Origin of the sequence: Streptomyces eurythermus (assembly GCF_014649115.1) — a bacterium.
Classification (GTDB): domain Bacteria; phylum Actinomycetota; class Actinomycetes; order Streptomycetales; family Streptomycetaceae; genus Streptomyces; species Streptomyces eurythermus.
Window position 1 is genome coordinate 89,868 of the sequence record NZ_BMSK01000021.1, and the last position, 22,160, is coordinate 112,027.

General features: G+C 70.1%; 19 protein-coding genes. 14 read left to right on the forward strand and 5 right to left on the reverse strand.

From position 1 onward, the window contains the following. Positions 1-16: 16 nt before the first annotated feature. Positions 17-1,636 (forward strand): MFS transporter, encoded by a 1,620-nt coding sequence (locus tag IE251_RS32825; RefSeq protein ID WP_189756589.1) that lies wholly within the window; start codon positions 17-19, stop codon positions 1,634-1,636. A gap of 224 nt (positions 1,637-1,860) precedes the next feature. Continuing rightward, positions 1,861-2,169: a hypothetical protein gene (locus IE251_RS32830; protein WP_063766405.1), complete on the forward strand. Its 309-nt coding sequence runs from the start codon at positions 1,861-1,863 to the stop codon at positions 2,167-2,169. On the opposite strand, the gene IE251_RS32835 is transcribed toward IE251_RS32830, so the two are convergent. After that, on the reverse strand, positions 2,166-2,981 hold the full coding sequence (locus IE251_RS32835) for a potassium channel family protein (protein WP_189756590.1): 816 nt from the start codon (positions 2,979-2,981) through the stop codon (positions 2,166-2,168). The two genes, IE251_RS32830 and IE251_RS32835, sit on opposite strands and share 4 nt — an antisense overlap. A gap of 120 nt (positions 2,982-3,101) precedes the next feature. After that, positions 3,102-5,849: a pyruvate dehydrogenase (acetyl-transferring), homodimeric type gene (gene aceE, locus IE251_RS32840; RefSeq protein ID WP_189756591.1), complete on the reverse strand. Its 2,748-nt coding sequence runs from the start codon at positions 5,847-5,849 to the stop codon at positions 3,102-3,104. Positions 5,850-6,259: 410 nt separating this feature from the next. Here aceE and IE251_RS32845 point away from each other — a divergent pair, with 410 nt between their 5' ends. From IE251_RS32845 to IE251_RS32870, 6 genes are all read left to right on the forward strand, one after another. Continuing rightward, a complete protein-coding gene (locus IE251_RS32845; RefSeq protein ID WP_030776836.1) occupies positions 6,260-6,697 on the forward strand; it encodes a DUF3052 domain-containing protein in 438 nt (145 codons plus the stop codon). 156 nt (positions 6,698-6,853) lie between these two features. Next, positions 6,854-7,312, forward strand: coding sequence for a peroxiredoxin (locus tag IE251_RS32850; RefSeq protein WP_030776834.1), 459 nt, complete (start codon positions 6,854-6,856; stop codon positions 7,310-7,312). A gap of 136 nt (positions 7,313-7,448) precedes the next feature. Beyond that, the gene (locus IE251_RS32855) at positions 7,449-8,024 is read left to right on the forward strand and encodes a TerD family protein (protein WP_030776832.1); all 576 of its coding nucleotides are present in this window, start codon (positions 7,449-7,451) and stop codon (positions 8,022-8,024) included. A 103-nt stretch (positions 8,025-8,127) separates the two neighbouring features. After that, positions 8,128-8,706: a TerD family protein gene (locus IE251_RS32860; RefSeq protein ID WP_189756592.1), complete on the forward strand. Its 579-nt coding sequence runs from the start codon at positions 8,128-8,130 to the stop codon at positions 8,704-8,706. 75 nt (positions 8,707-8,781) lie between these two features. Next, positions 8,782-9,921 carry a DUF475 domain-containing protein gene (locus IE251_RS32865; protein WP_189756593.1) on the forward strand — a complete coding sequence of 380 codons (1,140 nt, stop codon included), beginning with the start codon at positions 8,782-8,784 and terminating at the stop codon, positions 9,919-9,921. An 88-nt stretch (positions 9,922-10,009) separates the two neighbouring features. Next, the gene (locus IE251_RS32870) at positions 10,010-10,741 is read left to right on the forward strand and encodes a TerD family protein (RefSeq protein WP_189756594.1); all 732 of its coding nucleotides are present in this window, start codon (positions 10,010-10,012) and stop codon (positions 10,739-10,741) included. A gap of 21 nt (positions 10,742-10,762) precedes the next feature. On the opposite strand, the gene IE251_RS32875 is transcribed toward IE251_RS32870, so the two are convergent. Continuing rightward, positions 10,763-11,464: a TerD family protein gene (locus tag IE251_RS32875; RefSeq protein ID WP_189756595.1), complete on the reverse strand. Its 702-nt coding sequence runs from the start codon at positions 11,462-11,464 to the stop codon at positions 10,763-10,765. 175 nt (positions 11,465-11,639) lie between these two features. On the opposite strand from IE251_RS32875, the gene IE251_RS32880 reads away from it, so the two are divergent. From IE251_RS32880 to IE251_RS32890, 3 genes are read left to right on the forward strand one after another with little or no spacing between them, the layout of a single operon-like run. Continuing rightward, the gene (locus IE251_RS32880) at positions 11,640-12,806 is read left to right on the forward strand and encodes an HpcH/HpaI aldolase/citrate lyase family protein (RefSeq protein ID WP_189756596.1); all 1,167 of its coding nucleotides are present in this window, start codon (positions 11,640-11,642) and stop codon (positions 12,804-12,806) included. A gap of 27 nt (positions 12,807-12,833) precedes the next feature. Next, positions 12,834-15,287: a phosphoribosyltransferase gene (locus IE251_RS32885; protein WP_189756597.1), complete on the forward strand. Its 2,454-nt coding sequence runs from the start codon at positions 12,834-12,836 to the stop codon at positions 15,285-15,287. After that, positions 15,287-16,099 carry an HAD family hydrolase gene (locus IE251_RS32890; RefSeq protein ID WP_189756598.1) on the forward strand — a complete coding sequence of 271 codons (813 nt, stop codon included), beginning with the start codon at positions 15,287-15,289 and terminating at the stop codon, positions 16,097-16,099. Before IE251_RS32885 ends, IE251_RS32890 begins: the two co-directional genes overlap by 1 nt. 8 nt (positions 16,100-16,107) lie before the next feature. Here the strand turns inward: IE251_RS32890 and IE251_RS32895 are convergent, their stop codons facing one another. Next, complete coding sequence (locus IE251_RS32895; protein WP_030776818.1) at positions 16,108-16,323, reverse strand: FmdB family zinc ribbon protein; 216 nt, start codon at positions 16,321-16,323, stop codon at positions 16,108-16,110. A 255-nt stretch (positions 16,324-16,578) separates the two neighbouring features. Between IE251_RS32895 and IE251_RS32900 the strand changes: the two genes are divergently transcribed. The 3 genes from IE251_RS32900 to IE251_RS32910 all read left to right on the forward strand — a co-directional run bounded on the left by IE251_RS32900 (position 16,579) and on the right by IE251_RS32910 (position 21,364). Beyond that, positions 16,579-18,717 (forward strand): transglycosylase domain-containing protein, encoded by a 2,139-nt coding sequence (locus IE251_RS32900; protein ID WP_373302083.1) that lies wholly within the window; start codon positions 16,579-16,581, stop codon positions 18,715-18,717. Between the two features lie 48 nt (positions 18,718-18,765). Next, positions 18,766-20,073, forward strand: a complete 1,308-nt coding sequence (locus IE251_RS32905; protein ID WP_189756599.1) for a polysaccharide deacetylase family protein — start codon at positions 18,766-18,768, stop codon at positions 20,071-20,073. A gap of 187 nt (positions 20,074-20,260) precedes the next feature. Then, positions 20,261-21,364: an amidase domain-containing protein gene (locus IE251_RS32910; protein ID WP_229897036.1), complete on the forward strand. Its 1,104-nt coding sequence runs from the start codon at positions 20,261-20,263 to the stop codon at positions 21,362-21,364. On the opposite strand, the gene IE251_RS32915 is transcribed toward IE251_RS32910, so the two are convergent. Next, positions 21,352-21,924 (reverse strand): DUF4383 domain-containing protein, encoded by a 573-nt coding sequence (locus IE251_RS32915; protein WP_189756601.1) that lies wholly within the window; start codon positions 21,922-21,924, stop codon positions 21,352-21,354. The two genes, IE251_RS32910 and IE251_RS32915, sit on opposite strands and share 13 nt — an antisense overlap. Positions 21,925-22,160: the final 236 nt, after the last annotated feature.

Consider the following 22,160-nt stretch of genomic DNA (forward strand, 5'->3'; position numbering starts at 1 on the left):
TCACTAACCTGAGTGTATGACTAGTCAGACCACCATCGACGCGACGGGGCCGGGGGACGACGCACCGGCCGCCCCGTCCGGGCCGCGGCCGGCCGCGGGCCTGCGCGGCCACCCGTGGCTCACGCTGATCACCGTCGCCGTAGGGGTCATGATGGTGGCCCTCGACGGCACCATCGTGGCCATCGCCAACCCGGCCATCGGCAAGGACCTGCACGCCAGCTGGGCGCAGCTGCAGTGGATCACCAACGCCTACTTCCTGGCGCTCGCGGTCTCCCTGATCACCGCCGGCAAGCTCGGCGACCGCTTCGGCCACCGGCAGACGTTCCTGATCGGCGTCACCGGCTTCGCCGCCGCCTCCGGTGCCATCGGACTGTCGGACAGCATCGCCGCGGTCGTCACCTTCCGTGTCTTCCAGGGCCTGTTCGGCGCGCTGCTGATGCCGGCCGCACTCGGCCTGCTGCGCGCGACCTTCCCGGCCGAGAAGCTCAACATGGCGATCGGCATCTGGGGCATGGTCATCGGCGCCTCCACCGCCGGCGGCCCGATCCTCGGCGGTGTCCTCGTCGAGCACGTCAACTGGCAGTCGGTGTTCTTCATCAACGTGCCGGTCGGCGCCCTCGCCCTGCTGCTGGGCCTGCTGATCCTGCTCGACCACCGCGCCGAGAACGCCCCGCGCTCCTTCGACCTGCTCGGCATCGCCCTGCTCTCGGGCGCGATGTTCTGCCTGGTCTGGGCCCTGATCAAGGCCCCGGCCTGGGGCTGGGGCAACGGCAAGACCTGGCTGTTCCTCGTCGCCTCGGTGGTCGGCTTCGCTCTGTTCGCCGTCTGGGAGAAGCGGGTGAAGGAGCCGCTGATCCCGCTGGCGCTGTTCCGCTCGGTCGCGCTGTCCGCGGGTGTCGTCCTGATGGTGCTCATGGCCATCGCCTTCATGGGCGGCCTGTTCTTCGTCACCTTCTATCTGCAGAACGTCCACGGCATGAGCCCGATCGACGCGGGCCTGCACCTGCTGCCGCTGACCGGCATGATGATCGTCGGCTCCCCGCTGGCCGGTGCCCTCATCACCAAGGCCGGCCCGCGGATCCCGCTGGCGGGCGGCATGGCCGTCACCGCGATCGCCATGTACGGCATGTCCACGCTGGAGGAGAACACCGGCAGCGGCCTGATGTCCGTCTGGTTCGCCCTGCTCGGCCTCGGCCTCGCCCCGGTGATGGTCGGCGCCACGGAGGTCATCGTGGGCAACGCCCCGATGGAGCTGTCCGGTGTCGCGGGCGGACTCCAGCAGGCGGCCATGCAGATCGGCGGCAGCCTCGGCACGGCCGTGCTGGGCGCGGTGATGGCCTCCAAGGTCGACCACACCCTCGGCGACAACTGGGCGGACGCCGGGCTGCCGAAGCTGCCCCCGCAGCAGCTGCACCAGGCGGCCGAGGCGGTCCAGCAGGGCGTCGCGCCGGTGACCAAGGGCACCCCGGCACCCATAGCCGAGAAGATCACCGAGGTGGCCCACCACACCTTCATCGACGGCATGAGCCTCGCCTCCCTCGTGGCGGCGGGCGTGGCCGCGGTCGCCGTCCTCGTCGCGCTGCTCACCAAGCGCGGCGCGAACGCGGAGGCGGGCGCGGGCGTGGGCCACATCTGACGGCCTCCTCCGGGCGGAGTTCGCCTATCAGGGTGACTCCGCTCAAGATCGCTGGCTCCCGGCGCGCGCCGCAGGTCACAGTGGGTCAACTCCTCCGCAGGACATGGGAGGACCACCGGGCCGCGGCGCGCGCTGTCGGAGGGGGACAGCGCGCCCGGTCTGCTCCGGCGCAACCGGGGTACTCGCACCGTGAAGCCGAACTGTCCAGATGCCTCAGGGAGTTGATGATGGCTGGCTTCGGGCACGGAACACGCGGGTACCCCCGGTCGCGTGGCCGGACGTGGTCACACACCGGGCCGGACCGCGCGACGCTCGGGATCATCGGCGCCATCTGCGCGGTGGCCGGCTTCTTCGCGCTGGGGATCGTCCTCGGTCCCGTCGCGATCTTCTGCGGCTGGCAGTCCATGGGCCGCAGCTGGTCCGGCGAACGCAATGTACCGGCGCTGGTGGCCCTGGTCCTGGGCGCCATCGACACCCTGCTCGCCGCCATAGCCCTCGCGGGCGCGGCGACCTGGGGCAACGGCCTCCTCTAGGCCCTGTCGGCCTGGGGGGCCCGCGGCTCGTTGCCGGGCGCGGGCGGGCCGGCGCTGACCGCGCGGCCCTCCGCGCCCCTTCGAGGCTCCGCCTCCGTCAGCCGTGCCACCTCGGCGCGCAGCAACCGCACCTCCTCGGCCAGCGCGGCGATGGCCTCCGTCTGCCGCCGCTCCTCCACGTCGTCCTTCTCGAACCGTGAGATGAACCAGGCGGCGATGTTCGCGGTGACGACACCGAGCAGGGCGATCCCGGACAGCATCAGCCCGACCGCGATCATCCGCCCCAGGCCCGTCGTCGGCGCGTGATCGCCGTACCCCACGGTCGTCATCGTCGTAAAGGACCACCACACCGCGTCACCCAGCGTCCGGATGTTCCCGCGCGGTGACTCGCGTTCCACGGACAGCACGGCCAGCGAGCCGAACATCAGAAGGCCGATCACGGCCCCGACGACATACGTGGTCAGCCGGATCTGCGGAGCCATCCGCGCCCGCCGGCCCACCAGCAGCAGCGTCGACACCAGCCGCAGCAGCCGCAGCGGTTGCAGCGCCGGCAGGACGACCGCGCACAGGTCGGGCCAGTGCCGCCGTACGAACGTCTTCCGGTGCGGGGCGAGCGCCAGCCGGACCAGGTAGTCCAGGGCGAACGCCCCCCACACCACCCACTCGACCCCCGTGCACAGGGCCGTCAGGGACCGCCCGGCCGAGGCGTCCACGATGGGCACCGCGTAAGCGACGGCGAAGGCCACCGCGAGCCCCAACAACGGCCGTTCGGTGAACCGCTCCCACCGCGCCTGCGCGGACAGCTGCTCCATGGCGCAATGGTAAAAAAGCCGTAAGGGGAGCGCCCCGTAAGGGGCGCGGGGAACGGCGCGGGCCACCGGCCCGCACCTTCCCCACGACCCCCTGTCGGCCGAAGCCGAGAGTGGGGGAGGCTACGCGTCGCCCCCGGCCACTCCCGGGTCCGCCGCCGAGACATCCAGCAGCCGGTACCGGTCGATGGCCTGCTTCAGCACGGACCGGTCGACCTTCCCCTCCCGCGCCAGTTCCGTCAGCACCGCCACCACGATCGACTGGGCGTCGATGTGGAAGAAGCGGCGCGCGGCGCCCCGGGTGTCGGCGAAGCCGAACCCGTCTGCGCCCAGGGACTGGTACGGTCCGGGCACCCAGCGCGCGATCTGGTCCGGAACCGATCGCATCCAGTCGGACACGGCCACGAACGGTCCCTCCGCGCCGCCGAGCTTGCGCGTCACGAACGGCACCCGCTGCTCCTCCTCCGGATGCAGCAGGTTGTGCCGCTCGCAGTCCACGGCCTCGCGGCGCAGCTCGTTCCAGGAGGTCGCCGACCACACGTCCGCCCGGACGTTCCACTCCTCGGCCAGGATCCGCTGCGCCTCCAGGGCCCAGGGGACCGCCACGCCGGAGGCCATGATCTGCGCCGGGACGGCGCCGCCGGTGGCCTCGCCGATCTTGTGGATGCCCTTGACGATGCCCTCGACGTCCACGTTCGGCGGTTCGGCCGGGTGCTGGATGGGCTCGTTGTAGACGGTGAGGTAGTAGAAGACGTCCTCGCCGTGCGGGTGCTCGGGCGAGCCGCCGTACATCCGGCGCAGGCCGTCCTGGACGATGTGCGCGATCTCGTAGGCGTACGCCGGGTCGTAGGCCACGCACGCCGGGTTGGTGGAGGCCAGCAGCTGGGAGTGGCCGTCCGCGTGCTGGAGACCCTCGCCGGTCAGGGTCGTACGGCCGGCGGTCGCGCCCAGGACGAATCCGCGCGCCAGCTGGTCGGCCATCTGCCAGAACTGGTCGCCGGTGCGCTGGAAACCGAACATCGAGTAGAAGACGTACACCGGGATCAGCGGCTCGCCGTGCGTGGCGTACGCCGAGCCCGCGGCCATCAGCGAGGCCGTGCAGCCCGCCTCGGAGATGCCGTCGTGCAGCATCTGGCCGGTCGGCGACTCCTTGTACGCCAGCAGCAGCTCGCGGTCCACCGCCTCGTACTGCTGGCCCAGCGGGTTGTAGATCTTCGCGCTCGGGAAGAAGGAGTCCATGCCGAACGTGCGGTACTCGTCCGGCGCGATCAGCACGAACCGCCTGCCGATCTCCTTGTCCCGCATGAGGTCCTTCAGGAGCCGGACGAAGGCCATGGTCGTCGCGATGGACTGCTGGCCCGTGCCCTTCTTCACGGTCGCGTACGCCTTGTCGTCCGGCAGGGCGAGCGGCTCCGAGCGCACGACACGCGTCGGGACGTAACCGCCGAGCGACCGGCGGCGGTCGTGCATGTACTGGATCTCCTCCGAGTCCCGGCCCGGGTGGTAGTACGGCGGCAGGCCGGACTCCAGCTCCCGGTCGGAGATCGGCAGGTGCAGCCGGTCCCTAAAGCGCTTGAGGTCGTCGACCGTCAGCTTCTTCATCTGGTGCGTGGCGTTGCGGCCCTCGAAGTTCGGGCCCAGCGTCCAGCCCTTGACCGTCTTGGCCAGGATGACCGTCGGCTGGCCCTTGTGCTCCTTGGCCGCCTTGAACGCGGCGTAGATCTTGCGGTGGTCGTGTCCGCCGCGGCCCAGGTGCAGGATCTGGTCGTCGGTCATGTTCTCGACCATCGCGCGCAGCCGGTGGTCGTCGCCGAAGAAGTGCTCGCGGATGTAGGCCCCGGACTCGGTGGCGTACGTCTGGAACTGGCCGTCCGGGGTCGTGTTCATCTTGTTGACGAGGATGCCGTCCCGGTCCTGCGCGAGCAGCGGGTCCCAGGAGCGGTCCCAGATCAGCTTGATCACGTTCCACCCGGCGCCCCGGAAGACCGACTCCAGCTCCTGGATGATCTTTCCGTTGCCGCGCACCGGGCCGTCGAGGCGCTGGAGGTTGCAGTTGACCACGAAGGTCAGGTTGTCCAGGCCCTCGCGGGCGGCCAGGGTGAGCTGGCCGAGCGACTCGGGCTCGTCCATCTCGCCGTCGCCGAGGAACGCCCACACGTGCGAGCGCGAGGTGTCGGCGATGCCGCGCGCCTGCATATAGCGGTTCATCCGCGCCTGGTAGATCGCCGAGAGCGGGCCGAGGCCCATGGAGACCGTCGGGAACTCCCAGAAGTCCGGCATCGAGCGCGGGTGCGGGTAGCTGGACAGGCCGTCCGGGTACTTCGACTTCTCCTGGCGGAAGCCGTCGAGCTGCTCGGCGGTGAGCCGGTCGAGCAGATAGGCGCGGGCGTAGATGCCGGGGGAGGCGTGGCCCTGGAAGAAGACCTGGTCGCCGCCGTCGCCCTCGTCCTTGCCGCGGAAGAAGTGGTTGAAGCCGACGTCGTAGAGCGAGGCGGAGGAGGCGAAGGTGGCGATGTGGCCGCCGACGCCGATGCCCGGGCGCTGGGCGCGGGAGACCATGACGGCCGCGTTCCAGCGGGTGGCGTTCAGGATCCGGCGCTCGATCTCCTCGTTGCCGGGGAAGAACGGCTCGCTCTTGGTGGGGATCGTGTTGACGTAGTCCGTGCTGCGCATCTCGGGCACGGCCACGCGCCTCTCGCGGGCCCGCTCGATCAGGCGCAGCATGAGATAGCGGGCCCGCTCCCGGCCGCGCTCGTCGACGGCGGCGTCCAGGGAGTCGAGCCACTCCCGGGTCTCTTCGGGATCGAAGTCGGGGACCTGACTCGGAAGGCCGCCAATGATGATCGGGTTGCGATCGGATCCGGAAGCCACGCTGTTCCTTACCTGTCGGAGGGCCAGTTCTCGTTAACAGCTGCCTGCACCGTTCCCCATCGTGTACCTGGGGAACGCGTACGTCATCTCCACGGTCGTCTCCGCCGGCGCACCACCGGTCAAAACGCAACGATACGCCCGGGGTGTGACGTGCTTGGCAAAATTGTTCGAGCGACGTAACCCAGGATGATTCCGAACGGTGCAAACCGGGCACACCGGCGTGATGTGGGTAGGGGAAAAGCGCGATACGGTGCCAGGAGTTGCGACGACACGGCCGGGATCGTCACCGTTTCGACGGTCCCGACGGCCGGGTACTTGCGCGATCCGTCCCGCCCGTGTGGACTACGGCCAATGCTTCGCGCACGCGCGTGGCTGAGATACTCAACAAAGACATGATCAGGAGGCAACCCGTGAGCGCGACCGCGGACCACGCGGAGGAGCGGACGAACCCTGCCGCCAGGCTGGGGTTCCAGCCCGGGCAGGTGGTCCAGGAGATCGGCTACGACGACGACGTCGATCAGGAGCTCCGCGAGGCCATCGAGGAGGTCACCGGGACTGACCTCGTGGACGAGGACTACGACGACGTGGCCGACGCCGTTGTGCTGTGGTTCCGTGACGACGACGGCGACCTGACGGATGCGCTGGTGGATGCCACCACGTACATCGAGGAAGGCGGCGCCATCCTGCTCTTCACGCCGAAGACCGGCCGTGACGGGTATGTGGAACCGAGCGACATCCAGGACGCCGCCACGACGGCCGGCCTGACGGCGTCGAAGAGCGTCAGCGTCGGCAAGGACTGGAGCGGCTCGCGCCTGGCGACGCCCAAGGCCGCCAAGTCCAAGCGGTGACCGTCTGAGCCGACCGCCGGCCGGGCCGGGCCTTCATCGGGGCCCGGCCCGGCCGCCGTGAACCCCTCGGTGACCGCTGCGTAGGGTGGACCCGAGCGCCGGTGCGCGCTCACGCGTCACTTCCACCCGAACAGTCCCCCGAAGGGATGCACGACGATGGCGATCCAGGTCGGCGACAAGGCACCCGACTTCGAGCTCAAGGACAACCACGGCCGGAGCGTGAAGCTCTCGGACTTCCGCGGCGAGAAGAACGTGGTCCTGCTCTTCTACCCCTTCGCCTTCACCGGCGTGTGCACCGGCGAGCTGTGCGAGCTGCGTGACAACCTGCCGAAGTTCACGGACCGCGACACCCAGCTGCTCGCCGTCTCCAACGACTCCGTCCCCACCCTGCGCGTCTTCGCCGAGCAGGAGGGCCTGGAGTACCCGCTGCTGAGCGACTTCTGGCCGCACGGCAACGTCTCGCGCGCCTACGGCGTCTTCGACGAGGACAAGGGCTGCGCCGTCCGGGGCACCTTCATCATCGACAAGGAGGGCGTCGTGCGGTGGACCGTGGTCAACGGCCTGCCGGACGCCCGTGACCTCGGCGACTACGTGAAGGCGCTCGACGCTCTGTGAGCCACGCGGGCCGACACCTGGGTTTCCTCGGCCCGAGCTGCGCGGCGGGCGGGAACCCGTCACTAGGATCGGCACGTTGATCCCATATCCGAAGCACGACGGGGCTCCCCGCCCCTGAACACCACATGGAGGACCCGTGGGAGTCAGCCTCAGCAAGGGCGGCAACGTATCGCTGACGAAGGAGGCCCCGGGCCTGACCGCGGTCATCGTCGGTCTGGGGTGGGACGTGCGGACCACGACCGGTACCGACTTCGACCTCGACGCGAGCGCGCTGCTGCTGAACAACGCCGGCAAGGTCATCAGCGACCAGCACTTCGTCTTCTTCAACAACCTCAAGAGCCCCGACGGCTCGGTGGAGCACACCGGTGACAACCTCACCGGTGAGGGCGAGGGCGACGACGAGCAGATCAAGGTGAACCTGGCCGGTGTCCCGGCCGACGTCGACAAGATCGTGTTCCCGGTGTCGATCTACGACGCCGAGAACCGCCAGCAGTCCTTCGGCCAGGTCCGCAACGCCTTCATCCGCGTCGTCAACCAGGCCGGCGGCGCGGAGATCGCCCGCTACGACCTGAGCGAGGACGCCTCCACCGAGACCGCCATGGTCTTCGGCGAGCTGTACCGCCACGGCACGGAGTGGAAGTTCCGCGCCATCGGCCAGGGCTACGCCTCCGGGCTGCGCGGCATCGCGCAGGACTTCGGCGTCAACGTCTGATCCCGGCAGCGTAACGACACCCGCAGTGTCCGGCGCCGCACCGTTTACGGGCGGCGCCGGACGCGCAGGAGAACCAGGGAAGCACCAGCAGGGGAGGATCAGCATGGGCGTCACGCTCGCCAAGGGAGGCAATGTCTCCCTCTCCAAGGCGGCACCGAACCTCACCAACGTCATGATCGGGCTCGGCTGGGACGCGCGCTCCACCACCGGTGCCCCCTTCGACCTGGACGCCAGCGCGCTGCTGTGCGGCGCCGGCAACCGGGTGCTGGGCGACGACTGGTTCGTGTTCTACAACCAGCTCAAGAGTCCCGACGGCTCGGTGGAGCACACCGGCGACAACCTCACCGGTGAGGGCGACGGCGACGACGAGTCGATCCTGGTGGACCTCGCCAAGGTCCCGCTCCACTGCGAGAAGATCATCTTCCCGGTCTCCATCCACATGGCGGACGAGCGCGGCCAGACCTTCGGCCAGGTCTCCAACGCCTTCATCCGCGTGGTCAACCAGGCCGACGGCCAGGAACTGGCCCGCTACGACCTCAGCGAGGACGCCTCCACCGAAACCGCGATGATCTTCGGCGAGCTGTACCGGCACCAGGGCGAGTGGAAGTTCCGGGCGGTCGGTCAGGGGTACGCGTCGGGCCTGCGGGGCATCGCTCTAGACTTCGGAGTCAACGTTTCGTAAAGCCGCGTACGGCGCGGGGGAGAACTCTCCCCGGAATTCGTCCGGGAGGGGCCTCAACAGATGATGGGGTAGCCAGTGCTTCTCAAAACCTTCGGATGGTCCTTCGCGATCACCGTGCTCGGTCTGATCGCGGCGGCGTTCTACGGGGGGTGGACCGGCTTCGGGGTCGTGGCGATCCTGGCCATCCTGGAGATCTCGTTGTCCTTCGACAACGCCGTGGTCAACGCCGGAATCCTGAAGAAGATGAGCCCCTTCTGGCAGAAGATCTTCCTCACCGTCGGTGTGCTCATCGCCGTGTTCGGCATGCGGCTGGTCTTCCCCGTCGTCATCGTCGCCATCAGCGCCAAGATGGGCCCGATCGAGGCCGTCGACCTCGCGATCAACAACAAGGAACGCTACGAGCAGCTGGTGACCGACGCCCACCCGGCGATCGCCGCGTTCGGTGGCATGTTCCTGCTGATGATCTTCCTCGACTTCATCTTCGAGGACCGGGACATCCAGTGGCTGCGCTGGCTCGAGCGGCCCCTGGCCAAGCTCGGCAAGGTCGACATGCTGTCGGTCTGCATCGCCCTGGTCGTCCTGCTGATCACGTCCTTCACCGTCGCCACCCACGCCCACCAGCACGGCGGTATCCACGCCGACAAGGCCCAGACGGTGCTGATCTCCGGCATCGCCGGCCTGATCACCTACATGATCGTCGGCGGTCTCTCCGGCTACTTCGAGGACAAGCTGGAGGAAGAGGAGGAGCGCGAGCACGAGCAGGAGGAAGAGGCGGCCCGCAGCGGCAGGAAGAAGCCCGCGATCGTCCTGGCCGGCCAGGCCGCGTTCTTCATGTTCCTCTACCTGGAGGTCCTGGACGCGTCCTTCTCCTTCGACGGCGTGATCGGCGCCTTCGCCGTCACCAACGACATCGTCCTGATGGCCCTGGGCCTCGGCATCGGCGCCATGTACGTCCGTTCACTGACCGTCTACCTGGTCCGCCAGGGCACCCTCGACGACTACGTGTACCTGGAGCACGGCGCCCACTACGCCATCGGCGCCCTCGCCGTGGTCCTGCTGATCACCATCCAGTACGAGATCCACGAGGTCATCACCGGCTCCATCGGCGTGATCCTGATCCTCGCGTCCTTCCTCTCCTCGGTCCGCCGCAACCGCGCCCTGGCCGCCGCGGGCGAGGGCAGCGACGCGAAGGCAGAGGTCTCCTCCGGGGTGTGACACCCCCGCCGGTGAGGAACGCTTCGAACGGGGCGGCCGACGCGGTCGGCCGCCCCGTCGGTGTCACAACAGGTACCTGGGGGCGGGAATGGGTTTCTTCGACGGACTGCTCGGCGGGCGCGCCGCGGCCTTCGACTCGGGCAACGCGGCCACCAACGCCATCGAGCTGACCAGGCGGCACCCGACGGTGTCCCTGACCAAGCAGGGCGCGGCCACCGGCAATCTGCGCGTCAACCTCACCTGGCGGATGCGGACCTCCGACTTCGGCTCCGGCCCCCGCACCAGCCTGCTGCGCCACCCCTTCAAGGCGCTGAAGCCGCCGGAGATCCTCGGCCACGGCCAGAGCATGGTCAACGTCGACCTCGACCTGGGCTGCCTGTACGAACTCGCCGACGGCACCAAGGGCGTCGTCCAGCCCCTCGGCGGCTACCTCGGCGACGTCAACGCACCGCCGTACATCAAGCTCAGCGGCGACGACCGGTTCGGCTCCGGTTCCGGCGAGACGATGTACGTCAACCTCGACCACCGCGAGGACATAAAGCGGCTGCTGGTCTTCGTCTACATCTACGACCAGACGCCCGCCTTCGACCGTACCCAGGCCGTCGTCACCCTCTACCCGAGCAACGGCCCCCGCATCGAGATCGGCCTGGACGAACGCCACCCCCAGGCCCGCTCCTGCGCCGTCGTCCTCCTGGAGAACGTCAAGGACGAGATGATCGTCCGCCGCGAGGTGAAGTTCGTCTACGGCTTCCAGGGCGAACTGGACCGCCTCTACGGCTGGGGCCTCCAGTGGGGCAGGGGCTACAAGACGAAGGCGTAGGGGTGAACGGGTCGCGTCCGCTCACCGCCCGATGAACTGAGGCCCCTGAGGCGGCATCCGGAAGTACCCGTCCCCCGCCGAAGCCGCCGGCACCGGCACCGGTACCGGCTGGGGATACCCGTACGCCGGCACCTCCGGAGGCAACGGCAGGGCGGACGTCGGCGGCTCCTCCGCCGCCTCGGACTCGTCCACCGAGATACCGAAGTCCGTCGCGAGCCCCTTCAGCCCGTTGGAGTAGCCCTCGCCCAGGGCCCGGAACTTCCAGCCCTCCCCGCGCCGGTACAGCTCACCGCAGATCAGCGCCGTCTCGGACCCGGTCTCCGGCTTGATGTCGAACCGGGCCAGCGGCTCGGCGTCGGCGGCCCCCGCGTCGTACAGCAGGATGCACAGCGCCGGCACCTGGTCGAAGGTGACCCCGTCGGCGGAGGCGACCAGCAGTATCCGGGAGACGCCCGGCTCGACCCCGGTCAGGTCTGTCTGGATCGTGTCGGTCAGCCCCTCGGCGACCCGCTTCTTGCCCAGCCGCCACACCTTCCCGGAGGGGTGCCGGGGCTGGTTGTAGAAGACGAAGTCCTCGTCGGAGCGCACACGGCCGTCGGGCCCGAGCAGCAGCGCCGACACATCCACGTCCGGGACGCCCTGCCCAGGTGTCCAGCGCAGCACGGCGCGTACCGTGCCGGCCTCCAGCGGGACGTTCGACCCCTTCAGCATCGCGTGCGTCATGCGGTCATCCTGCCCTCTCGGTCCTGGTCACGACAATGTGGGGGGCGTGGCGCCGGCATGGGGGAGTTACCGGAAATTCATGTCCACGGGGAACCTCCGCCATGGGTCCCTACGTACTATTACCGGCCACCCTTTACCGAACCCAGAGGTGTGGCCGGAGTCCAAAGGGAGTCCTATGCGTCATTTCGGGCACATTGCCCCCGAGGTGCGGAAGCGCCTCTTCCACCAGGAGCCGTGCGCGTTCACCGCCGACTCCCCGGCCAGGCTGCTCTCCGCGGCCCTGGGTGCCACGCTCTACAGCCCGGCGACCCGGCCCCGGCTCGCGGACGACATCGTCAAGCAGGCGGGCAGGGGCGTGGTCTCGATGGTGCTGTGCCTGGAGGACTCGATCGACGACGCGGACGTGGCGGCGGGCGAGGAGAACCTCGTCCGGCAGTTCGCCGACCTCGCCGCCCGGCCCGGGGCGGAGCCGCCGCTGCTGTTCATCCGGGTGCGCACCCCCGAGCAGATACCGGACCTGGTCCGCCGTCTCGGCCCGGCCGGGCGCCTGCTGTCCGGGTTCGTGCTGCCCAAGTTCACCGAGGAACGCGGCATCCCCTTCCTGGAGGCCCTGACGGCGGCCGAGCACGCCGGCGGCCGGCGGCTGTTCGCCATGCCGGTCCTGGAGTCGCCCGAGCTGCTGTACCGCGAGTCGCGCGTGGAGACCCTGGAGGGCATCTCCCGCGCGGTCGACAAGTACCGCGACCGGGTGCTGGCCCTGCGCCTCGGCGTCACCGACTTCTGCTCCTCGTACGGCCTGCGCCGGGCCCCCGACATGACCGCCTACGACGTCCAGATAGTCGCCTCCGTGATCGCCGACGTCGTGAACATGCTCGGCCGGGCCGACGGCACCGGTTTCACCGTCACCGGCCCGGTCTGGGAGTACTTCCGCGCCTCCGAGCGCATGTTCAAGCCGCAGCTGCGGCAGAGCCCCTTCCTCCAGGTGCAGGCCGCCGAGCTGCGCGAGCGGCTGATCGCCCACGCCATGGACGGGCTGCTCCGGGAGATCTCCCTGGACCAGGCCAACGGTCTGCTCGGCAAGACCTGCATCCACCCCTCCCACGTCCTGCCCGTGCACGCGCTCTCCGTGGTCAGTCACGAGGAGTTCAGTGACGCCCAGGACATCCTGCGGCCCGAACGCGGCGGCGGGGGTGTACTGCGGTCGGCCTACACGAACAAGATGAACGAGGTGAAGCCGCACCGCGCCTGGGCCGAGCGGACCCTGCTGCGCGCCGAGGCGTTCGGTGTCGCCCACGAGGACGTCGGCTTCGTGGAACTGCTCGCCGCCGGCATACCCGGCTGAACCTTTCGCCACCTCAGCAAGGAACGCATGAAGAACGCAGTGAACGACGGGGTCTGGTCCGGCAGCTGGGTCGCCGAGCGACTCGGGGTCGGGCTCGTGGGCGACGACGGGCTGCCGGCCCTGCTGGGGCTCGCGCTGCGCCGCAACCCCAAGCGGGCCCACCTGCTCGTCTCCCACGTCCTCGGCAAGCACGTCCCGCAGTCGCCGTCCGTGATCTACGAGCATGGGCTGGACCTGGGCCGCCGGGTCGCCGCGCTGCTCGGCGCCGAGGCGTCGGACGCGGTCGTCCTCGGGTACGCCGAGACCGCGACCGGGCTCGGGCACTCCGTGGCGGACGGGCTCGGTGCCGTGCCGTATCTGCACTCCACGCGGCGGCCGGTGCGCGGGGTCGCCCCGGCGGGCGGGTTCGAGGAGTCGCACTCCCACGCCACGTCGCATCTGCTGCTGCCCGAGGATCCGCGGCTGCTGGCCGGGCGGGGGCCGCTGGTGCTGGTGGACGACGAGTTCTCCACCGGCAACACCGTGCTGAACACCATCCGTGACCTGCACGCGCGGTATCCGCGCCGTCGGTATGTCGTGGTCGCGCTGGTGGACATGCGGTCGGCCGAGGACACGGCCCGGCTGGAACGATTCGCCGGGGACATCGGGGCGCGGGTGGATGTGGTGGCCCTCGCCTCCGGGGTCGTGGAGCTGCCGGAGGGGGTGCTGGAGAAGGGGCAGCGGCTGGTCGCGGAGTGCGAGGCGGGGGATGAGGTCCCGTCCCGTGCCCCGCACGGGGCGCCTCAGCCGGGCCACGTCGTAAAAGCCGACCTGCACTGGCCCCCCGGCCTCCCCGACGGCGCCCGCCACGGTTTCACCCCCGCCCACCGCGCCCGCCTCGAAGCCGCGCTCCCCGCCATGGCCGGCCGGATACGCGAGGCCCTGCCCGCCGGCGCGCGCCGGGTGCTCGTGCTCGGGTTCGAGGAGCTGATGTACGCCCCGCTGCGGCTCGCGCGGGAGCTGGAGCGCGGTACGGACGCCGAGGTGCGGTTCTCCACCACCACCCGCTCGCCCGTGCTCGCGGTGGACGACCCGGGCTACGCGATCCGTACCCGCCTGGTCTTCCCCGCCCACGACGACCCGGCGGACGGACCCGGCGAGCGCTACGCCTACAACGTGGCCGGCGCCGGTTTCGACGCCGTCGTGGCCGTGGTCGACTCCGTCGCCGACACCCCCGCCCTGCACGCGCCGGACGGCCTGCTGGCCCGGCTCGCCGAGCAGGTCCCGCACGTTCTGCTCGCGGTCGTACCGTCGTACGTCCCGCACGTTCCCGAAAGGCCGGCCATGCTGCCCGAGCCCCTCCGCGGTCCCGCGTTCTCCTCGTACGCGCCGGAGGAGGTCGGCTGGCTGCTCCAGGACCTGTCCGACGTGCCCCTGGAGGCGCCGACCGAGGAGCGGGAGGAGGCCGTCCAGAGCGGTGGCGCGCACTACGCCGAGTCGCTGCCGGTGGAGTACCAGCCCAGCGAGCGCTACCAGGAGCTGTTCCACACGGCCCTCGAGGCGTCGGCGGCCCGGCTGGCGCGGGCGGTGGGGGTGGTCACCGAGACGGTGATCGCCGAGCGCTCGCCCCGCCCGGTGCTGGTCTCCCTGGCCCGCGCCGGCACCCCGGTGGGCATTCTGATGCGCCGCTGGGCGCGGTTCCGGCACGGGCTGGACCTGCCGCACTACGCCGTGTCGATCGTGCGCGGCCGGGGCATCGACGCCAACGCGCTGCGCTGGCTCGCCGCCCACCACGACCCCCGGGACGTCGTCTTCGTGGACGGCTGGACCGGCAAGGGCGCCATCACCCGGGAACTCGCCCAGGCCCTGGAGGAGTTCGCGCAGAAGGAGGGCGTCACCGGGTTCGACCCGGAGATCGCCGTCCTCGCCGACCCCGGTTCCTGCGTGCGCACGTACGGCACCCGGGACGACTTCCTCATCCCCTCCGCCTGCCTCAACTCCACCGTGTCCGGGCTGGTCTCGCGCACGGTGCTGCGCGCGGACCTGGTCGGCCCGGACGACTACCACGGCGCGAAGTTCTACCGCGAACTGGCCGGCGCCGACGTCTCCGTGGCCTTCCTCGACGCCGTCTCCGCCCGCTTCGAGGAGGTCGACGGCACCGTCACCGGCGCGGTCAAGGAACTCCTCGCCACCGACCGCACCCCGACCTGGGCGGGCTGGCGGGCGGTCGAGCGGATCTGCGAGGAGTACGGCATCCACGACGTGAACCTCGTCAAGCCTGGCGTCGGCGAGACCACCCGGGTCCTGCTGCGCCGGGTGCCGTGGAAGATCCTGGCCCGCGCGGGCGCCGGCCCCGAACTGGACCACGTCCGCCTGCTGGCCCAGCAGCGGGGCGTGCCGGTGGAGGAGGTCGGCGAGCTGCCGTACAGCTGCGTCGGGCTGATCCACCCCAAATACACACGCGGTGCCACGGGCGCCGACGGAAAGGCGGTGCACGTCTGATGCCGGTGCTGGTGGCGAGCGACCTCGACCGGACGCTGATCTACTCCTCGGCGGCCCTCGCGCTGACCATGCCGGACGCCCGGGCGCCCCGGCTGCTGTGCGTGGAGGTGCACGAGGCCAGGCCGCTGTCCTACATGACGGAGACGGCGGCCGGGCTGCTGACGGACCTCGGCGACGCGGCCGTGTTCGTGCCCACGACGACCCGGACGCGCAAGCAGTACCAGCGCATCAACCTGCCCGGCCCGCCGCCCCGGTACGCGATCTGCGCCAACGGGGGGCATCTGCTGGTCGACGGGGTCACCGACGCCGGCTGGCACGCGCGCGTGCTGGCGCGGCTCGCCGACGAGTGCGCGCCGCTGGCGGAGGTCCGCGAGCATCTGCTGCGCACGGCCGACCCGGTGTGGGTGCGCAAGCACCGGGTCGCCGAAGACCTGTTCGCCTACCTGGTGGTGGAGCGCGAGCTGCTGCCCGAGGACTGGGTGAAGGAGCTGGCGGTGTGGGCGGAGAACCGCGGCTGGACCGTCTCGCTCCAGGGCCGCAAGATCTACGCGGTCCCCAAGCCGCTCACCAAGAGCGCGGCCGTCCGCGAGGTCGCCCGCCGCACCGGCGCGGATCTGACCCTGGCCGCGGGCGACTCCCTCCTGGACGCCGACCTCCTCCTGGCCGCCGACCGGGGCTGGCGCCCGGGCCACGGAGAACTGGCGGACACAGGCTGGACGGCCCCCCGGATCACCGCACTACCGGAACGGGGCGTACTGGCGGGGGAGCGAATCCTGCGGGAGTTCCTGAGAACGGTCCGACAGCCGGCCTGAGGGGGCGACTACCCGCAGCACCCTCCACCACAACACCCGCCACCCCCGGACCGGGGCGCGGGCGCCGGCCCACTGGAGACGCCGCCCACAGCCACCGTGGACAAAAGCTTCACCGTGTCGTCATGCCCCGCGGGGCACGTCGCGGGGTCGGCGGACTCCGCCATAGGGCGGTTGAGTTCGAACGTGTCGCCGCAGCTCCGGCAGCGGTACTCGTAGCGAGGCATGGGCCCAGGTTAGCCGTCAGGGGGGTGCCGGGGGCAGCTCAATGTTTCATGAGTGTTGCCATCTGTGCGGCATATGTGCGGGGCATTCGAAAACGTTACTGATAATTTGTGAACGCCGTGGCGAGGATGCTCAGCTCACCCGCGCGAGCGAGACCGAGTGCGGAGGGAGACGCAGGCGTGACCGATGCGTCGCAGGGGGAGGACGGCCCCATGGGGGGTGGCCGTGGCGACAAGCCGCTGGGGGCCGACGAGACCCTGCATCTGAGAGTCGACGCCCTCAGGGCGGACGAAACGATGCAGCTGCGCGTCCCCGCGCCCTCGATGGAGTCCTCGCCGTCGAAGGAGTCCGCGCCGACCGGTGGCCGGGCCGACCGCCGACGCGGCGCGCGCTCCGCCGGCCGGAAGCGCTCGGCGGGCCGTCTGCTCGGCCCGCTCGCCCCGTATACCCGCCGAATAGCGCCCTACGCGCGCCGCCTGAAGCCCGTCTATCCGCGCCCCGGCCGCACCGGCTGGCGCCGCTGGATGCCCTCCTGGCGCCAGTGGATCGGCGGCCTCCTGGCCTCGTTCGGCCTGCTCGGCGCGTTCCTGGTGACCGCGTACGCGATGACGGACATACCGAGCGACATCAACTCGTACGCCACCCAGCAGGACAACGTCTACTTCTGGTCCGACGGCACGCCCATGGCCCGTACGGGCTGGGTGCAGCGGCAGGCGATGCCGCTGGAGGACATCCCGCAGGACGTGCGCTGGGCGGTGCTCGCGGCGGAGAACGAGAGTTTCTACTCGGACCCGGGCATATCCCTCAAAGGCATCAGCCGGGCACTGTTCCGCACGGTGGGCGAGGGGGACACCGAGGGCGGATCCACTATTACCCAGCAGTATGTGAAGAACGTTTACCTGACCCAGAATCAGACGGTCAGCCGTAAATTCACCGAGGCGATGATCGCCCTCAAGCTCGACAACAAGATGAGCAAGGACGAGATCCTGGAGGGCTATCTCAACACCAGCTGGTTCGGCCGGGGCACCTACGGCATCCAGCGCGCCGCCCAGGCCTACTACGGCAAGGACGTCGACAAGCTCGACGTCTCCGAGGCGGCGATGCTCGCCTCGCTGCTCAAGGGCGCCGGTCTGTACGACCCGACGCTCGGCAAGGCCAACCACGCGCGGGCGGTGGAGCGCTGGTCCTGGATCCTGGACCGGATGGTGAAGATCGGCAAGCTGTCGAAGCAGGAGCGGGCGAAGTACACGAAGTTCCCCGAGCCGTTGAAGACCAACCCGCTGTACGACACCGGCGAGCAGAGCGACTACCTGGTGGAGCTGGCGTCGAGTTACGCCAAGAAGGCCGCGCACCTGACGGACAAGCAGTTCGACCTGGGCGGCTACCAGATCTACACCACCTTCGACCGCAAGCGGGAGAAGGCCCTCACCGACGCCGTCACCAAGGCCCGGGAGGAGGCGCGGGACGAGACCCCCGAGGCGGCGCAGAACGGTCACTACGGCGCCGCCTCGGTGGCCGCGGACGGCAGGATCCTCGCCGTCTACGGCGGCCCGGACCACCGCAAGCAGGGCTACAACGAGTCCAACGCCACCACCGTCCCGGCCGGCACCGCGTTCCTGCCCTTCGTTTACGCCGCCGGACTCGAACACGGTGTGCACAAGACGCGCAGCGGCCCCGCCACCCCCGTGGGCCCGGACAGCGTCTACGACGGCGACGACGGCGTGCCCGTCACCACGCCCGAGGGCCCCTACTGGGACCGCAGCGGCAAGAAGGTCGCCGCGCACAACGACGGCGGGAAGTCGTACGGGAAGATCACCCTGCGCGAGGCGCTCGCCAAGTCGGTGAACACCCCGTTCATGCAGCTGGGCATGGACGCGGGACTGGACAAGGTGCGCGACACCGCCGTGGCCTCCGGGCTGCTGCGCTCCAGCATGGGCCCCCAGGTGCCCGGGCTGTCGCTGGGCACCTCCACGCCCAGCGCGATCCGGATGGCGAACGGCTATGCCACCTTCGCCGCCGGAGGCAACCACACCGAGCCGTACTCGGTGGGCCGGATCACCCGCAACGGCGCGCCGGTCGCGCTGAGCACCCCGTGCCCGAAGCGGGCGGTCGGCGCGCGGGTGGCCGAGCAGGTCACCGAGGCGCTCACCGACTCCTTCCGCACCGCCCACCCCGACGCGGCGGCCGGCCGGTCCGGGGTGTCCGGGAAGGCCGGCGGCACCGAGAAGGACACCGCCGCCTGGTACGTGGGCACGGCCGACTCGGTGTCCACCGCGATCGTCGTCTACCGGATCGACCTGGCCAAGTCCCTGGAGCCACTGCCGCTCCAGGGCCTGGCCGGGCCCGCCCACAGCGTCCCGTATGCCCTCTGGTCGGCCGCGACGGGCCTCGGCTGAGCCGGGAAAGAGCCCGTCCGTCCGCCCCTTCCGCAGAATGAGCCGCGCATGCCCCGCAAGATGTCGTCGTCAGGCCGCCGTCGAGCCCCCCGCCGCCGTGGCGCGCCCCGTGTCACCCGCCCCCAGGTCCTGACCCTGGCCGCGCTCCTCGTCGCGGCCTCGCTGGTGGCCGGGTTCCTGGCGCTGTCCGGTACGGACGGCGACGGCGCACCGGCCGCCGCGACGGGAAGCAGGAAGCCCGAACCGGCGGCGTCCCCCAGGAAGCCCAGCCCGACCCCGACCTGGGACGGCAAGGTCGAGGTGCTGGGGGACGGCTCGACCTCCTACACCGGCCCGCAGAAGGGCCAGTTGAAGCCGGTGCCGCTCAAGCCCGGTGAGAAGCCGCCCCAGTTCGTGGTCTTCTCCTGGGACGGCGCGCTGGAGGGCGGCGACCACCTGTTCTCGCACTACCGGGAGCTGGCGAAGGAGTACAACGCGCACATGACCTTCTTCCTCACCGGCATCTATCTGCTGCCGAAGAGCAAGAAGGCGCAGTACCAGGGCCCCATGCACTCCCCGGGGGACGCCGCGATCGACTACGCCACCGACGACCACATCCGCACCACCGTGGAGGAGCTGTCCAGGGCGTATAAGGACGGCAACGAGATCGGCACCCACTTCAACGGCCACTTCTGCGGCGCCAAGGGCGGCGGCGACTGGAGCGTGGCGCAGTGGAAGAGCGAGATCGACCAGTTCTACAAGTTCGTGGAGAACTGGAAGACCAACACCGGCTTCACCGATGTTCCGCCGCTGCCCTTCGACTTCAAGCGGGAGGTCACCGGCGGCCGGGCGCCCTGCCTGGAGGGCCAGCCGAACCTGCTGAAGGCCATCAAGGACTACGGCTGGCGCTACGACGCCAGCTCCCCGGGCGACTTCCAGATATGGCCCGTGAAGAAGAACGGCATCTGGGACTTCCCGCTGCAGATGCTGCCGTACGAGGACGGCAAGTACCAGGGCCTGTCCATGGACTTCAACTTCCTCTACAACCAGTCCGAGGGCGAGACCCAGGGCGACCCGGCCAAGTTCCCCGAGTGGGAGAAGCGCACCGTCGACTCCTACATGGCCGGCTTCAACCGCGTCTACTACGGCAGCCGCGCCCCGCTGTTCATCGGCAACCACTTCGAGGACTGGAACGGCGGCATCTACATGAAGGCCATCGACCAGGTGGTCAAGAACGTGTGCACCAAGGAGGGCGTCAAGTGCGTCTCCTTCAAGGAGCTGGCGGACTGGCTCGACGTGCAGAAGCCGGGGACCCTGGCCGCCCTGCGGGGCCTGGACCCGGCCCAGTCGCCGGACTGGTCGGCGGTCGTCAAGTAACCGGTCAGCACGGCTGATTCCACTTGTGCGCCCCTCTTCACAACCGCTGTGGCGGCCATGCGAAGATGCCCCTCTCCCGGTAGGTGTACCGGCGTAGAGGGGAACATCATTGAAATCCAGAAGACTGAGCCGTAAGGGGCGACGTACGGCCATAGTGACCGCCGCGGCCGCCTCGGTGGTCGCCGGTGTGGCCCTGGTGCCGAACTGGAGCGCGGGCGCGGCGGTGACCGACGACCCGACGGTGGACGCGGCCACCAAGGCGACCTTCCAGCGGCTGGCCGACGCGGTCTTCACCGACCGCACGCAGGCCCTGGTGGAAGGCGCGGGGACGAAGGAGACCCGGCACACGGCCGGTTTCTCCGGTTCCGTGAGTCTGTCCGGCGGACAGACGCGGGAGCAGACGTCGGCGCTGGAGCAGCTGCGCGACCGCCGCGGCCGGCTCGCCCGGCTGGGTGAGACGTACCGCGCGGGCAGCACCCAGGTCCGGCTCGACGCGACGCAGGTGAAGGGCCGCACGGCGAAGGTCGCGGTCACCGAGACCACGACGCTGACCTACGGCAGGACCACCGAGAAGAGCCCGAAGTCGACCGGCTTCCAGGCCCACCACGAGCTGACCTTCTCGGCCGACCGGCACGGGAACTGGCGGCTCACCGGCATCCGCGACACCGACGACGGCTACCTCGCCGTGAACCAGGTCGCCAAGCCGGACGTCGCCGCGCCGCAGGCCGAGGCCGAGGACGACGGTCCGCCGAGCGCGGCCCGCGCGGCCACCACCCGGCCGGCGCCGGCCAACCCGAAGAACTTCTCCGCGAGCGGCTACGACTACAAGGCCATGGTCGCCTACGCGCAGAAGTACTGGAGCAGGTACAACCCGGACTACCCGAACTTCAACGGGCAGGGGGCCGGCGGCGACTGCACCAACTTCGTCAGCCAGGCGCTGAAGGCGGGCGGCTGGAAGCACGTGCCCGGGTACACGTACGACTTCCACAAGTGGTTCGGCAACTCCGAGATCCAGTCGGACTCGTTCGTCGGCGTGAACGAGTGGTCCTGGTTCGCCCTGTCGTCCAAGCGGGCCACCAGCCTCGCCAACGTCTACCAGGCGGACCTCGGCGACGTGATCCAGATGGACTTCAACCGTGACGGTTCGAAGGACCACACGATGATCGTCACCTCCCGGGACCGCCTGGGCGTGCCGTACGTGACCTACCACTCGACCAACACGTACAACCGGTCGGTGGCCAGCCTGGTCGCCTCGTACCCGAACGCGGCGTTCTACGCCTACCGGACCTGATCCGGTCCCTGCCGCGGGCCCGGCCGCCCGCCGCCCTCCTCGTGCGGGGAGGGCTCGGGGTGGCGGGCCCGCCAGTACGGGTTGTCGTGCGGCAGCGCGTGCCCGACCCGGCCGTACATGCCGAAGGTCATCAGCAGCAGGCCCACGACGAAGCTGAAGTACACGTTCTGGATCTTGAACGCCAGGAAGTTGTTCGGGGTGTCCAGCAGGCCGAGGAACAGGAAGCCGTTCAGCAGGAACAGCACGCCGAGGACCATGTTCAGGGTGGAGGCGAAGTTCCCGCCGACGGCCGCGCCCACCAGCAGCAGCAGGCCGATGCAGATCGACAGCACGCTGAGCGCGCCGTTGGTGTTCAGCCCGGCGACCTGGTTGCCGCCCGTGTTGAAGAAACCGATCTGGTCCAGCAGGCCGAGAATGCCGAAGGCGACCAGGAACGCGCCTATCAGGCCCGCCCCGGCGCGGTAGACCCGGTTGAGCCGGTGGTCCACGGGCAGGTGATCGTCCAGCCGGGTCCGCCGGCGTTCCCGGGCGTTCCTCGAATGCACCGCGTGTGTGGCCATGTCCGCCTCCTCGGGCGCTAGCGGAGGCCATCCGTCCGTTCACCCAATATCCACCGGCCCCGCCCACCCGGCAACACGCCGGCCCCGGCCGCCGAGGGGTCACTCCGGCGCGGCGACCGGTGACGCGCCTGGTCCGGCGACTGGCGACGCCCCCGCTCGGCCGCCCGGCGTCGCACCGGCCTCGGCGGTCGGCAGCGCGCTTTCGGCGGCCGTCGGCGCGTCCGCTCCGGTGCCCG

Coding starts and splice junctions, on each gene's coding strand:
- IE251_RS32825 (WP_189756589.1), top strand. CDS start 17: ATGACTAGTCAGACCACCATCGACGCGACGGGGCCGGGGGACGACGCA.
- IE251_RS32830 (WP_063766405.1), top strand. CDS start 1,861: ATGATGGCTGGCTTCGGGCACGGAACACGCGGGTACCCCCGGTCGCGT.
- IE251_RS32835 (WP_189756590.1), bottom strand. CDS start 2,981: ATGGAGCAGCTGTCCGCGCAGGCGCGGTGGGAGCGGTTCACCGAACGG.
- IE251_RS32850 (WP_030776834.1), top strand. CDS start 6,854: ATGGCGATCCAGGTCGGCGACAAGGCACCCGACTTCGAGCTCAAGGAC.
- IE251_RS32860 (WP_189756592.1), top strand. CDS start 8,128: ATGGGCGTCACGCTCGCCAAGGGAGGCAATGTCTCCCTCTCCAAGGCG.
- IE251_RS32870 (WP_189756594.1), top strand. CDS start 10,010: ATGGGTTTCTTCGACGGACTGCTCGGCGGGCGCGCCGCGGCCTTCGAC.
- IE251_RS32875 (WP_189756595.1), bottom strand. CDS start 11,464: ATGACGCACGCGATGCTGAAGGGGTCGAACGTCCCGCTGGAGGCCGGC.
- IE251_RS32880 (WP_189756596.1), top strand. CDS start 11,640: ATGCGTCATTTCGGGCACATTGCCCCCGAGGTGCGGAAGCGCCTCTTC.
- IE251_RS32885 (WP_189756597.1), top strand. CDS start 12,834: ATGAAGAACGCAGTGAACGACGGGGTCTGGTCCGGCAGCTGGGTCGCC.
- IE251_RS32890 (WP_189756598.1), top strand. CDS start 15,287: ATGCCGGTGCTGGTGGCGAGCGACCTCGACCGGACGCTGATCTACTCC.
- IE251_RS32895 (WP_030776818.1), bottom strand. CDS start 16,323: ATGCCTCGCTACGAGTACCGCTGCCGGAGCTGCGGCGACACGTTCGAA.
- IE251_RS32905 (WP_189756599.1), top strand. CDS start 18,766: ATGCCCCGCAAGATGTCGTCGTCAGGCCGCCGTCGAGCCCCCCGCCGC.
- IE251_RS32915 (WP_189756601.1), bottom strand. CDS start 21,924: ATGGCCACACACGCGGTGCATTCGAGGAACGCCCGGGAACGCCGGCGG.